This is a genomic window from Halomonas sp. AOP7-E1-9 (assembly GCF_052376035.1).
Taxonomy (GTDB): domain Bacteria; phylum Pseudomonadota; class Gammaproteobacteria; order Pseudomonadales; family Halomonadaceae; genus Vreelandella; species Vreelandella citrativorans.
In genome coordinates, this window is record NZ_JBQSVC010000010.1 from 99,340 (window position 1) to 111,158 (window position 11,819).

Annotated in this window: 24 protein-coding genes; all 24 read left to right on the forward strand. The window is 54.9% G+C overall.

Annotated features, from left to right (window positions below):
- Position 1: 1 nt before the first annotated feature.
- The 24 genes from rplB to rplQ all read left to right on the forward strand — a co-directional run bounded on the left by rplB (position 2) and on the right by rplQ (position 11,757).
- Positions 2 to 832 carry a 50S ribosomal protein L2 gene (gene rplB / locus ACT3R4_RS08195; protein WP_193053644.1) on the forward strand — a complete coding sequence of 277 codons (831 nt, stop codon included), beginning with the start codon at positions 2 to 4 and terminating at the stop codon, positions 830 to 832.
- Positions 833 to 865: 33 nt separating this feature from the next.
- Positions 866 to 1,141, forward strand: coding sequence for a 30S ribosomal protein S19 (rpsS, locus tag ACT3R4_RS08200; RefSeq protein ID WP_027337511.1), 276 nt, complete (start codon positions 866 to 868; stop codon positions 1,139 to 1,141).
- Between the two features lie 18 nt (positions 1,142 to 1,159).
- Positions 1,160 to 1,492, forward strand: coding sequence for a 50S ribosomal protein L22 (rplV, locus tag ACT3R4_RS08205; RefSeq protein ID WP_009723900.1), 333 nt, complete (start codon positions 1,160 to 1,162; stop codon positions 1,490 to 1,492).
- Between the two features lie 11 nt (positions 1,493 to 1,503).
- Positions 1,504 to 2,208, forward strand: a complete 705-nt coding sequence (gene rpsC / locus ACT3R4_RS08210) for a 30S ribosomal protein S3 (protein ID WP_193053643.1) — start codon at positions 1,504 to 1,506, stop codon at positions 2,206 to 2,208.
- Positions 2,209 to 2,223: 15 nt separating this feature from the next.
- Entirely contained in the window at positions 2,224 to 2,637 is a 414-nt protein-coding gene (gene rplP / locus ACT3R4_RS08215) for a 50S ribosomal protein L16 (RefSeq protein WP_007112000.1), read from the forward strand.
- Positions 2,637 to 2,828, forward strand: coding sequence for a 50S ribosomal protein L29 (rpmC, locus tag ACT3R4_RS08220; protein ID WP_027337514.1), 192 nt, complete (start codon positions 2,637 to 2,639; stop codon positions 2,826 to 2,828). The genes rplP and rpmC overlap by 1 nt, the downstream gene beginning before the upstream one ends.
- Position 2,829: 1 nt before the next feature.
- On the forward strand, positions 2,830 to 3,090 hold the full coding sequence (gene rpsQ, locus ACT3R4_RS08225) for a 30S ribosomal protein S17 (protein WP_009723897.1): 261 nt from the start codon (positions 2,830 to 2,832) through the stop codon (positions 3,088 to 3,090).
- Positions 3,091 to 3,141: 51 nt separating this feature from the next.
- On the forward strand, positions 3,142 to 3,513 hold the full coding sequence (rplN, locus tag ACT3R4_RS08230; protein WP_172117712.1) for a 50S ribosomal protein L14: 372 nt from the start codon (positions 3,142 to 3,144) through the stop codon (positions 3,511 to 3,513).
- Between the two features lie 14 nt (positions 3,514 to 3,527).
- Complete coding sequence (rplX, locus tag ACT3R4_RS08235; RefSeq protein WP_009723895.1) at positions 3,528 to 3,842, forward strand: 50S ribosomal protein L24; 315 nt, start codon at positions 3,528 to 3,530, stop codon at positions 3,840 to 3,842.
- A gap of 18 nt (positions 3,843 to 3,860) precedes the next feature.
- Entirely contained in the window at positions 3,861 to 4,400 is a 540-nt protein-coding gene (rplE, locus tag ACT3R4_RS08240) for a 50S ribosomal protein L5 (protein ID WP_193053642.1), read from the forward strand.
- 10 nt (positions 4,401 to 4,410) lie between these two features.
- Complete coding sequence (gene rpsN, locus ACT3R4_RS08245; RefSeq protein WP_172117711.1) at positions 4,411 to 4,716, forward strand: 30S ribosomal protein S14; 306 nt, start codon at positions 4,411 to 4,413, stop codon at positions 4,714 to 4,716.
- A 32-nt stretch (positions 4,717 to 4,748) separates the two neighbouring features.
- Positions 4,749 to 5,141 carry a 30S ribosomal protein S8 gene (rpsH, locus tag ACT3R4_RS08250; protein ID WP_172117710.1) on the forward strand — a complete coding sequence of 131 codons (393 nt, stop codon included), beginning with the start codon at positions 4,749 to 4,751 and terminating at the stop codon, positions 5,139 to 5,141.
- A 9-nt stretch (positions 5,142 to 5,150) separates the two neighbouring features.
- Entirely contained in the window at positions 5,151 to 5,681 is a 531-nt protein-coding gene (rplF, locus tag ACT3R4_RS08255; protein WP_193053641.1) for a 50S ribosomal protein L6, read from the forward strand.
- 9 nt (positions 5,682 to 5,690) lie between these two features.
- A complete protein-coding gene (gene rplR, locus ACT3R4_RS08260) occupies positions 5,691 to 6,041 on the forward strand; it encodes a 50S ribosomal protein L18 (RefSeq protein ID WP_008959159.1) in 351 nt (116 codons plus the stop codon).
- Between the two features lie 11 nt (positions 6,042 to 6,052).
- A complete protein-coding gene (rpsE, locus tag ACT3R4_RS08265; protein WP_172117708.1) occupies positions 6,053 to 6,553 on the forward strand; it encodes a 30S ribosomal protein S5 in 501 nt (166 codons plus the stop codon).
- Positions 6,554 to 6,559: 6 nt separating this feature from the next.
- Entirely contained in the window at positions 6,560 to 6,742 is a 183-nt protein-coding gene (rpmD, locus tag ACT3R4_RS08270; protein WP_087108933.1) for a 50S ribosomal protein L30, read from the forward strand.
- 3 nt (positions 6,743 to 6,745) lie between these two features.
- The gene (gene rplO, locus ACT3R4_RS08275; protein WP_193053640.1) at positions 6,746 to 7,180 is read left to right on the forward strand and encodes a 50S ribosomal protein L15; all 435 of its coding nucleotides are present in this window, start codon (positions 6,746 to 6,748) and stop codon (positions 7,178 to 7,180) included.
- Entirely contained in the window at positions 7,181 to 8,512 is a 1,332-nt protein-coding gene (secY, locus tag ACT3R4_RS08280) for a preprotein translocase subunit SecY (RefSeq protein ID WP_087108929.1), read from the forward strand.
- A gap of 50 nt (positions 8,513 to 8,562) precedes the next feature.
- Positions 8,563 to 8,676 carry a 50S ribosomal protein L36 gene (gene rpmJ / locus ACT3R4_RS08285; protein WP_009099023.1) on the forward strand — a complete coding sequence of 38 codons (114 nt, stop codon included), beginning with the start codon at positions 8,563 to 8,565 and terminating at the stop codon, positions 8,674 to 8,676.
- Between the two features lie 123 nt (positions 8,677 to 8,799).
- Complete coding sequence (gene rpsM / locus ACT3R4_RS08290; RefSeq protein ID WP_192536496.1) at positions 8,800 to 9,156, forward strand: 30S ribosomal protein S13; 357 nt, start codon at positions 8,800 to 8,802, stop codon at positions 9,154 to 9,156.
- Positions 9,157 to 9,195: 39 nt separating this feature from the next.
- Positions 9,196 to 9,582, forward strand: a complete 387-nt coding sequence (gene rpsK, locus ACT3R4_RS08295) for a 30S ribosomal protein S11 (protein WP_009099028.1) — start codon at positions 9,196 to 9,198, stop codon at positions 9,580 to 9,582.
- 12 nt (positions 9,583 to 9,594) lie between these two features.
- Complete coding sequence (rpsD, locus tag ACT3R4_RS08300) at positions 9,595 to 10,215, forward strand: 30S ribosomal protein S4 (RefSeq protein WP_087108925.1); 621 nt, start codon at positions 9,595 to 9,597, stop codon at positions 10,213 to 10,215.
- A 120-nt stretch (positions 10,216 to 10,335) separates the two neighbouring features.
- A complete protein-coding gene (locus ACT3R4_RS08305; protein ID WP_172117703.1) occupies positions 10,336 to 11,331 on the forward strand; it encodes a DNA-directed RNA polymerase subunit alpha in 996 nt (331 codons plus the stop codon).
- Positions 11,332 to 11,370: 39 nt separating this feature from the next.
- Complete coding sequence (rplQ, locus tag ACT3R4_RS08310; protein ID WP_018917717.1) at positions 11,371 to 11,757, forward strand: 50S ribosomal protein L17; 387 nt, start codon at positions 11,371 to 11,373, stop codon at positions 11,755 to 11,757.
- Positions 11,758 to 11,819 lie beyond the last annotated feature (62 nt).

Sequence of the window (11,819 nt, forward strand, 5' to 3'; positions counted from 1 at the left end):
AATGGCAATCGTCAAGACCAAACCCACATCCGCCGGTCGTCGCCACGTCGTCAAGATCGTTGGCGAGGGGCTGTACAAGGGCCGTGCGTATGCACCGCTTTTGGAAAAACAGTCCAAGTCCGGTGGCCGTAATAATAACGGTCGCATCACCACCCGCCACGTGGGCGGTGGTCACCGTCAGCACTACCGTTTGATCGACTTCAAACGCACCAAAGATGGCATTCCAGCCACTGTTGAGCGTCTTGAGCACGATCCGAACCGTAGCGCGCATATTGCACTATTGAAATATGCAGATGGCGAGCGTCGTTACATCATTGCACCGAAAGGTGTCAGCGCGGGTGACGTGCTGGAATCTGGTGTCAACGCGCCCATCAAAAAAGGCAATGCCTTGCCGCTGCGCAACATTCCGCTTGGTTCTACCGTTCACGGTATCGAACTGAAGCCGGGTAAAGGCGCGCAGATTGCTCGCAGTGCCGGTACTAGCGCTCAGCTGGTTGCTCGTGAAGGTAACTACGCCACCTTGCGTCTTCGCTCTGGCGAAATGCGTAAGATCCTGGCTGAGTGCCGCGCAACGCTGGGTGAAGTGAGCAACTCCGAGCACAGCCTGCGTCAACTTGGCAAGGCCGGTGCGAAGCGCTGGAGAGGCGTGCGTCCGACTGTTCGCGGTGTCGCGATGAACCCGGTAGACCACCCGCACGGTGGTGGTGAAGGCCGCTCTAGCGGTGGTCGTCACCCGGTATCCCCGTGGGGCATGCCGACTAAGGGTCACAAGACGCGTAAGAACAAGCGCACCGACAAGCTGATTATCCGTCGTCGTAACAAGACGCGTTAATCGAAATTGCCAAGAACTTAAGAGGTAACGGCTGTGCCACGTTCACTAAAGAAAGGTCCCTTCATTGACCTTCATCTTTTGAAGAAGGTAGAGGCTGCAGTGGAGAAGAACGACCGTAAACCGATCAAGACCTGGTCGCGTCGTTCGATGATCCTGCCCAATATGGTAGGTCTGACTATTGCGGTCCATAACGGACGCCAGCATGTCCCGGTGCACGTCTCCGAGGAAATGGTGGGTCATAAACTTGGCGAATTCGCTGCTACTCGCACATATCGCGGGCATGTGGCGGACAAGAAAGCCAAACGGTAAGCCAGAGAGGATTTAGAGATGGAAGTCACAGCTAAGCTGAGTGGCGCTGCTTTATCCGCACAGAAGGCCCGTTTGGTGGCTGACCAGGTGCGCGGTAAACCGGTCGCCGAAGCTATTGACCTGCTGACCTTCTCACCGAAGAAGGCTGCCAAACTGGTCAAGAAAGTGCTTCAGTCCGCCATCGCGAATGCGGAAGAAAATAACGGCATGGACATCGACGAGCTGCGTGTCTCGACCATCTGCGTCGATGAGGGCATGACGCTCAAGCGTATCAAGCCGCGCGCCAAAGGCCGTGCGGATCGTATCTTGAAGCGCACCTGCCACATCACCGTCAAGGTAGCCGAGAAGTAGGAGTCGACCAGATGGGTCAGAAAGTCAATCCAACAGGCATTCGACTGGGCATCGTCAAAGACCATGCTTCTGTCTGGTATGCCGAGCGCGGCGCCTATGCCGATAAGCTCAATAACGATCTCGAAGTGCGCAGCTTCCTGGAAGAGCGTCTTAAAAGCGCTTCCGTAAGCCGCATTCACATCGAGCGTCCGGCTAACAATGCCCGCATCACCATTCACACTGCCCGTCCGGGTATCGTGATTGGTAAAAAAGGTGAAGATGTCGACCGTCTGCGTCGCGATCTTACCGAAATGATGGGCGTTGCGGTTCATGTGAACATCGAAGAAGTTCGCAAGCCAGAGCTGGATGCCAAGCTAGTCGCTGCTAACGTAGCGGGTCAGCTTGAGCGTCGCGTCATGTTCCGTCGTGCCATGAAGCGCGCGGTACAGAACGCAATGCGTCTTGGCGCTGGCGGCATCAAGATTCAGCTGTCAGGTCGTCTTGGTGGTGCCGAAATCGCACGTACCGAATGGTACCGCGAAGGTCGCGTTCCGCTGCACACTCTGCGTGCGGACATCGACTACGCCACTTACGAAGCTCACACCACCTATGGCGTCATCGGCGTTAAAGTGTGGATCTTCAAGGGCGAAATCCTCGGCGGTATCGAGGAAGTACGTGCCAAGGCTAAGCAACAGCAGCCTGCCGGCAACGCGCCCAAGAAGAAAGGTTCCAGGTAAGGGGAGAGCGAGTCGATGTTACAGCCCAAGCGTATGAAATTCCGCAAGATGATGAAAGGCCGCAACCGTGGCCTAGCGCATCGCGGAAGCAAGATCAGCTTCGGGGAGTACGGTCTGAAAGCTACTGGTCGCGGCCGCATCACTGCGCGTCAGATCGAAGCCGGCCGTCGTGCGATCACACGTCACGTTAAGCGTGGCGGTAAAATCTGGATCCGCGTTTTCCCTGATAAGCCGATTTCCAAGAAGCCGCTCGAAGTTCGTATGGGTAAAGGTAAAGGTTCTGTTGAGTACTGGGTAGCCCAGATCCAACCGGGTCGGGTCCTGTACGAAATTGAAGGCGTATCCGAAGAGCTGGCCCGTGAAGCGTTTGAACTGGCCGCACAGAAGATGCCCTTATCCACCACCTTTGCGAAACGGACGGTGATGTGATGAAAGCCCAGGAAATTCGTGAAAAGTCAGCAGGAGAGCTCAAAGAGCAGCTCCTCGAGCTACTCCGCGAGCAGTTTAACCTGCGCATGCAGAAGGCCACTGGCCAACTGAGCCAGACTCATCTGCTCAAGCAGGTCCGTCGGGATATCGCCCGCGTTAAGACTGTGCTCAACGAGAAGGCAGGTGATTGAGATGGCCGAAGAGAAAAAAACCCGTACGCTCACCGGTAAGGTGGTGAGCGACAAGATGGATAAATCCATCGTCGTTATGATCGAGCGTCGTGAACGTCACCCGATCTACGGAAAATACGTTAAGCGCTCCACCAAGCTGCACGCCCATGATGAGGCGAACCAGGCTAAGGCAGGCGATACGGTTTCCATTCAGGAGTGCCGTCCGCTTTCCAAAAAGAAAGCCTGGACGCTGGTCGAGGTGGTTGAGCAGGCTAAGGGTTAATTACCTAAAGTCTGCCGATCAGTGCAGTCAGATTAGGTTTGGAGAAAACCGATGATTCAGACTCAGACAATGCTGGATGTCGCCGACAACAGCGGAGCGCGCCGGGTGCAGTGCATCAAGGTGCTAGGCGGTTCACACCGTCGCTACGCCCGCGTTGGTGACGTCATTAAGGTAACGGTGAAAGAAGCTATTCCGCGTGGCAAGGTCAAAAAAGGCCAAGTCATGAAAGCGGTAGTGGTTCGCACCCGTAGTGGCGTCCGTCGTAGTGACGGTTCGCTGATCCGTTTCGATGGAAATGCGGCGGTTTTGTTGAATAACACCAACGAACAGCCGATCGGCACGCGCATCTTCGGGCCGGTTACTCGTGAGCTTCGTAATGAGAAGTTCATGAAGATCATTTCCCTAGCGCCTGAAGTGCTGTAAGGAGCGAGGCGGATATGCAAAAGATCAAACGTGACGATGAAGTCATCGTCATCGCCGGGAAGGATAAAGGCAAACGTGGTACCGTTAAGCGGGTATTAGAAAACCGCTTCGTGGTATCGGGTGTGAACATGATTAAACGTCACACCAAGCCGAATCCCATGGCGGGAAATCAGGGCGGTATCGTCGAGCGTGAGGCTCCGATTCACGCGTCCAACGTAGCCATCTTCAATTCGGAGACCGGTAAGGCGGATCGCGTCGGCTTCCAAGTTAAGGAAGACGGTACCAAGGTACGTATCTACAAGTCGACGCAGACGCAGATCGACGCCTAACGCGAGTCGGGTAGCAAAATGGCGAACTTGAAAGAACGTTATCAAAACGAGGTCGTAGCTCAACTCAAAGAGCAGTTCAGCTACAACAACGTTATGCAGATACCACGGATCACGAAAGTGACTCTGAACATGGGTATCGGTGAAGCGGTTAGTGATAAAAAGCTGATCGACAATGCCGTCGGTGACCTGGAGAAATTGTCCGGTCAAAAGCCGCTGGTGACCAAAGCACGTAAGTCCATCGCGGGCTTCAAGGTGCGCGAAGGTTGGCCGATTGGTGTCAAGGTAACGCTGCGCGGTGAGCGTATGTGGGACTTTTTGAACCGTCTGGTTAACATTGCGATTCCTCGCGTGCGTGACTTCCGTGGTCTTAACCCGAAGTCTTTTGACGGTCGCGGCAACTACTCCATGGGTGTGCGTGAGCAGATCATCTTCCCGGAGATCGAGTATGATAAAATCGATCGCATTCGGGGGCTGGACGTCACTATCACTACTACTGCCAACACCGACGAGGAAGGTCGTGCGCTGCTAGCGTCACTGAACTTCCCGTTTAAGAAATAAGGGTTGGATCATGGCTAAGAAAAGTATGGTAGAGCGTGAGCTCAAGCGTACGCAGCTGGTCGAGAAGTATGCGGCCAAGCGTACTGAGCTCAAGGCAATCATCTCAAGCGTGAATACGTCTGAGGAAGAGCGCTTCGAGGCGACGCTGAAGCTGCAGCAACTGCCGCGCGACTCAAGCCCGGTACGTCAGCGTAACCGCTGCCGCATCACGGGTCGTCCGCACGGTTTTTACAACAAGTTCGGCCTTGGCCGCAACAAGCTGCGTGAAGCCGCCATGCGTGGCGACGTCCCTGGTCTGAAAAAGTCCAGCTGGTAACGCCACGTAGAATCATCAGGAGCGCACATTAAATGAGCATGCAAGACACTCTGGCGGATATGTTTACCCGTATCCGCAATGCGCAGATGGCCACCAAGGAGACGGCAGTCATGCCGTCTTCCAAGTTGAAAGTGGAAGTGGCCCGCGTGCTAAAGGAAGAAGGCTACATTACCGACTTTGCGGTTGATGAAGGCGTTAAGCCTGCACTAACCGTGACTCTCAAGTACTTTGAGGGTAAGCCGGTCATTGAGCACATTCAGCGGGTTTCCAAGCCGTCTTTGCGTCAGTACAAGGGCAAGGACAACCTGCCCAAGGTTGCCGATGGTCTGGGCATCGCGATTGTCACCACCTCTAATGGTGTCATGACCGCTCGTGCCGCACGCCAGGCGGGTGTAGGTGGCGAAGTCATCTGCACCGTATTCTAGGAGGCTGGAATGTCCCGCATAGCGAAATATCCGGTTAAAGTGCCTGCTGGTGTCGAGATCAAAATCGATGCTAGCCAGCTGACCGCCAAAGGCGGCCAAGGCACGCTGTCACTGCCCATTCACCAGGACGTGGTGATTGGTCAAGAAGATGGCCAGCTGACCTTCGCCCCGAGCGAATCTGCCAAGAGCTGGGCAATGGCCGGTACTACCCGCGCCTTGGTTCAGAACCTGGTAACGGGCGTATCCGAGGGTTTCACAAAAACTCTCGAAATTGTTGGCGTCGGTTATCGTGCCCAAGCTAAGGGCCAGACGCTCAATCTTTCACTGGGCTTCTCGCACCCGGTCGACTACGAACTGCCGAAAGGTGTCACAGCGGAAACGCCGAAAAACACCGTGATCGTGCTGAAAAGCGCGGATAAGCAGATGCTCGGTCAGTGCGCCGCGGAAATCCGCGCTTTCCGTCCGCCTGAGCCGTATAAAGGCAAGGGTGTTCGGTACGCCGACGAGCAGGTGCGTCGCAAAGAAGCCAAGAAGAAGTAAGGCAGGGTTATGAACGCGAAGAAAGAATCTCGTCTCCGTCGTGCCCGCCGTGCTCGCGCCAAGATCCGCGAGCTGGGCGTGTATCGCCTGTGCGTCAACCGTACCCCGCGTCACATCTACGCGCAGATTATCTCGCCGGATGGTGGCAAAGTGTTGGCCAGCGCTTCAACGCTGGACAAAGCACTGCGCGAGGGTGCGACCGGTAACTCAGATGCGGCCTCCAAGGTCGGTGCTCTGATTGCTGAACGCGCTAAAGAAGCAGGCATCACCCAGGTGGCCTTCGACCGTGCTGGCTTTAAGTATCACGGTCGCGTCAAGGCTCTGGCCGACGCCGCTCGTGAAGGCGGCCTGGAATTCTAAAGGGTTTTACGATGGCGAAGAACGAACAGCAAAACGGTGATCTGCAAGAGAAGTTAGTGCAGGTTAACCGCGTCGCCAAGGTGGTCAAGGGTGGTCGTATTTTCGGCTTCACCGCGCTGACCGTCGTAGGTGATGGTAAAGGTCGTGTTGGTTTCGGTCGTGGCAAGGCGCGTGAAGTGCCGGTCGCAATTCAGAAAGCAATGGACCAGGCTCGTCGCAACATGGTCAAGGTTAACCTTGCAGGCAACACGCTGCAGTACCCTGTGAAAGCCCGTCACGGTGCTTCCAAGGTCTACATGCAGCCAGCCTCCGAAGGTACCGGTATCATCGCCGGTGGTGCTATGCGCTCTGTATTAGAGCTTGCTGGCGTCCACGATGTACTGGCCAAGTGCTACGGTTCCACCAACCCGGTTAACGTGGTACGAGCGACTGTTAAAGGTCTCTCTGCTATGCATGCACCGGAAGACATCGCCGCCAAGCGCGGTCTGTCTGTCGACGCGATCACGGGGTAAGGCACCATGGCAGCAACGATCAAGGTTACCCAGATCCGCAGCACCATCGGCGTTTTGCCCAAGCACAAGGCTACTATGAAAGGCCTGGGCCTGCGTCGCATCGGTCACTCGGTTGAACTGGAAGACACCCCTGCCGTTCGCGGCATGATCCACAAGGTAAATTACCTTGTGCGTGTTGAGGGAGAGTAATCCATGAAACTTAATACCTTAAGCCCGGCCCCGGGCTCCAAACCCGCTGAAAAGCGCGTTGGTCGTGGTATCGGTTCCGGTCTTGGTAAGACCGGCGGCCGTGGTCACAAAGGTCAGAAATCACGCAGTGGCGGTAGCGTCAAGCCTGGTTTCGAAGGCGGTCAGATGCCCATGCAGCGTCGTTTGCCGAAATTCGGTTTTACGTCTGCTAAATCATTGGTCTCTGAAGAAATACGCCTGGCTGAACTTGCCAAGGTTTCCGGTGACGAAGTCACTATGGAAACACTGAAGCAAGCCAACGTGCTGAAGGATGCAACGCTACACGCGAAAATCATCCTTTCAGGCGAACTGAACAAGGCAGTTACCGTTCGTGGAATCAAGGTCACCAAAGGTGCCCGTGAAGCGATCGAAGCTGCTGGCGGCAAGGTAGAGGACTAAATGGCCAAGTCAGGAAATATGCCGGCGATGGGCAGCGGTCTGAGTGAACTGTGGGCGCGTTTGCGCTTCGTGCTCCTCGCCATCGTGGTGTACCGTATCGGTGCCCACATTCCCGTTCCCGGTATCAATCCTGACCAGCTTGCTGCCTTGTTTAGGGAGCAACAGGGCACCATCCTGGGCATGTTTAACATGTTCTCGGGTGGCGCCCTGGAGCGCATGAGCGTCCTCGCTTTGGGCATAATGCCTTATATTTCTGCGTCGATTATCATGCAGCTGATGACTGCGGTCTCACCCCATCTTGAACAGCTCAAGAAGGAAGGTGAGTCCGGCCGCCGCAAGATTAGCCAGTACACCCGCTACGGCACGGTGATACTGGCTCTTGTCCAGGCTACCGGTATGTCGGTCGGTCTGGCTAGCCAAGGCATCGCTTACAGCGCTGACTTCAGCTTCTATTTCACCGCCGTGATTACGTTTGTGTCAGGCGCGGTGTTTATGATGTGGCTAGGTGAGCAGATTACCGAGAAGGGCATCGGCAACGGTATTTCGTTGCTGATCTTCGCTGGTATCGTCGCTGGGCTGCCCAGTGCCGTGGGGCAAGCGTTTGAACTTGCTCGTAACGAAGGGGCCTGGAATGTCCTTCCGCTGTTAGCGCTGTCAGTGCTAGGTATTGCCACCGTCGCGTTTGTGGTGTTCATTGAGCGCGGTCAACGCCGCTTGAAAGTGAACTACCCACGTCGCCAGGTTGGCAACAAGATGTATGCAGGCCAAAGCAGCTACCTGCCTTTGAAAGTGAATATGGCGGGTGTTATTCCTGCGATCTTCGCGTCCAGTATCCTACTCTTCCCGGCTTCTATTGGTCAGTGGGTAGGTGCAGGTGAAGGTATGGAGTGGTTACAGCGTGCATCACAAGCATTAGCCCCTGGGCAACCGCTTTACATCTTGCTTTTCGCGGCGGCAGTGGTATTCTTCTGCTTCTTTTACACAGCGCTGGTCTTCAATCCGAAGGATGTAGCTGACAATTTGAAAAAGTCAGGTGCGTTCCTGCCGGGCATTCGCCCCGGCGAGCAGACCGCTCGCTATATCGACAAAGTCATGACGCGTCTGACTTTGTTCGGTGCCCTGTATATCACTGCGGTTTCCTTGATGCCCCAGTTCCTGATCGTTGCGTGGAATGTGCCATTCTTTTTTGGCGGCACCTCGCTCCTGATCGTGGTGGTGGTCATCATGGACTTCATGGCTCAGGTGCAGTCACACCTCATGTCGCATCAGTATGACTCGGTGATGAAGAAGTCCAACCTGAAAGGCTACGGTAGCGGCGGCATCATGCGCTGAGGCGCCGCCTTACGATTGGCGCGCCGCGAGCCGTTTTTGGAGAAAGAACGATGAAAGTTCGAGCTTCCGTAAAGAAAATGTGCCGTAACTGTAAGATCATTCGTCGCAATGGCGCTGTTCGCGTCATCTGCATCGAACCACGGCACAAGCAGCGTCAGGGTTAATTCCTACGTTGTTTTAAGTGGGTGTTCGGCATACCCCTTGCCTTAGGGCATTTAAAGGGGTATGCTGTTGCGCCTTTTGTAGATGAATAAACGAGCAAGCCGCTCAAATTTCGGAGTAAGCTGATGGCCCGTATTGCAGGCGTCAATATCCCGGACAACAAGCATGCGGCGATCTCGCTGACCTATATCTTCGGGATTGGCCGTACTCGCGCGCAGCATATCTGTGCTGCTGCCGGTATCGCGCTGACTACCAAGATCCAGGACCTATCTGGCGAAGAGCTGGATACCCTGCGTTCTGAAGTTGGTAAGTACACCGTAGAAGGCGACCTTCGTCGTGATGTTACGCTGAACATTAAGCGTCTCATGGACTTAGGCTGCTACCGTGGTCTGCGTCATCGTCGTAGTCTTCCGCTGCGTGGTCAGCGGACCAAGACTAACGCGCGCACCCGTAAGGGCCCGCGTAAGCCGATCCGCAAATAACACGCACGTTCTGGCGTAAAGACAGGAATAGACATCAACATGGCTAACCCGCGTAGTAACCGTAAAAAGGTTAAAAAGCAGGTAGTGGACGCCGTTGCGCATATCCATGCCTCTTTTAACAACACGATCGTGACGATCACAGACCGCCAGGGCAATGCTCTTTCTTGGGCAACTGCCGGTGGTTCGGGTTTTCGTGGTTCTCGCAAGAGCACCCCGTTCGCTGCTCAAGTAGCAAGCGAGCGTGCAGCGACTGCTGCAGCCGAGTATGGTGTGAAAAACGTAGACGTACTGGTTAAAGGCCCAGGTCCCGGTCGTGAATCCGCCGTGCGCGCACTCAATGCCGCAGGCTTCCGCGTGCAAAGCATCGTAGACGCGACGCCCATTCCCCATAATGGCTGCCGTCCGCCTAAGAAACGCCGCGTTTAAGGAGACAGATTCATGGCTCGTTATATTGGACCGAAGTGCAAACTGTCTCGTCGTGAAGGCACCGATCTCTTTTTGAAGAGTGGCGTGACTCCCTTCGAGAAAAAGTGTAAATCCGAGCAAATCCCGGGTGTACACGGCCAGCGTCGTCAGCGTCTTTCAGACTACGGCTTGCAGCTTCGTGAGAAGCAAAAAGTACGTCGCATGTATGGCGTACTCGAAAAACAGTTCCGTAACTACTACAAAGAAGCTGCTCGCCTGAAAGGTGCGACCGGTGAAGTATTGTTGCAGTTGCTTGAATCCCGACTGGATAACGTCGTCTACCGTATGGGTTTCGGCTCGACTCGCTCTGAAGCGCGTCAGCTCGTTAGCCACAAGGCGATTTCCGTGAACGGCCGCACCGTTAACGTTGCTTCCTACCAAGTGAAGCCGGGTGACGTTGTTGCTATTCGCGAAAAGGCGAAGAATCAGGCACGTATTCAAAACGCGTTGACCATTGCGGCCAACCGTGGCGATATCCTCTGGATTGAAATCGACGCCAAGAAGATGGAAGGCACTTTCAAGGCTCTGCCTGAACGCGGTGACCTGACTGCCGACATCAACGAAAACCTGATCGTCGAGCTGTACTCCAAGTAAGCGGCGTTAATTAATCTGCTTCTTGAAGCCTGGGCGGGATAGCAAAGCTAACCGCCCAGATGCTCTTGAGTACGGTTCTTAAGAACTCAGTATCCGTTTGGCAGCCTGAAAGGTGTTCATATGCAGCGTTCAGTGACAGAGTTTCTTCGTCCTCGCGACATCAAGGTCGAAGAAATCAGCGCACATCATGCCAAAATCGTTCTCGAACCGTTCGAGCGTGGTTTTGGTCACACCCTGGGGAATGCACTGCGTCGCATTCTGCTTTCGTCTATGCCCGGCGCTGCCGTGGTAGAGGCTGAAATTGCGGGTGTAGAGCACGAGTACAGTGCGCTCGAAGGGGTGCAGGAAGATGTCATCGAAATCCTCCTGAACTTGAAAGATGTTGCGATCAAGATGCACAGCCGCGATGAGGCGGTGCTCTCGCTGAACAAGCAGGGCCCAGCCGTCGTCACTGCTGGCGACATTGCGCTTGATCATAGCGTCGAAATCGTCAACCCGGACCACGTCATTGCACACGTCAATGAAGGTGCCGAGCTGAAAATTCAGCTTAAGGTAGCGCTGGGTCGTGGCTACGAACCGGCTGACGCCCGTGGCTCTGATGAAGAGACCCGTGCTATTGGCCGCCTGCAGCTGGATGCCACCTTCAGCCCTGTCCGCCGCGTTTCCTACTCGGTTGAAGCCGCTCGTGTTGAGCAGCGCACCGACCTCGATAAGCTGATTATCGATCTGGAAACCGACGGTACTTTGGATCCGGAAGAGGCTATCCGTCGCAGTGCGACCATTCTGCAAGAGCAGCTGGCCGCCTTCGTCGACCTTGAAGCTGATAAAGAGCAGGAAGTCGAAGAGGAAGAAGATCACGTTGATCCAATCCTATTGCGCCCCGTAGACGATCTTGAGTTGACCGTTCGCAGCGCGAACTGCCTAAAAGCCGAGAATATTTACTATATCGGTGATCTTATCCAGCGCACAGAAGTTGAGCTGTTGAAGACACCGAACCTCGGTAAAAAATCCTTGAATGAAATCAAGGACGTTTTGGCGGCGCGCGGCTTGTCCCTCGGCATGCGGTTGGAAAATTGGCCGCCCGCTAGCCTGAAGGACGACAAGGCCACCGCGTGAGTGTCGACTTGAGTCCCAGTTTGGTAAGGAATTACAACCATGCGTCATCGTAAGAGTGGTCGTCATCTGAATCGCACCAGCTCGCATCGTCAGGCCATGTTCAAGAACATGTCTGTCTCGCTGGTCGAACATGAAGTCATCAAGACAACCCTGCCCAAGGCCAAGGAACTGCGTCGCGTTATCGAGCCGCTGATCACCTTAGCCAAGCAGGATAGCGTTGCGAACCGTCGTTTGGCGTTCTCTCGCACACGTTCCAAAGAAGCCGTTGGCAAGCTGTTCAATGAGCTGGGTCCGCGTTACGCCGAGCGTCCGGGTGGCTACATCCGTATTCTCAAGTGCGGTTTCCGCACCGGCGACAACGCGCCTATGGCGTACGTTGAGCTAGTAGACCGTCCGGTTGCTGAAGAAGCCGCTGCTGAAGAGTAAATCTTTAGTTGCTGCCTCTTTAAAGCAGAATGAAAACCGACCCAGCTGGGTCGGTTTTTTTT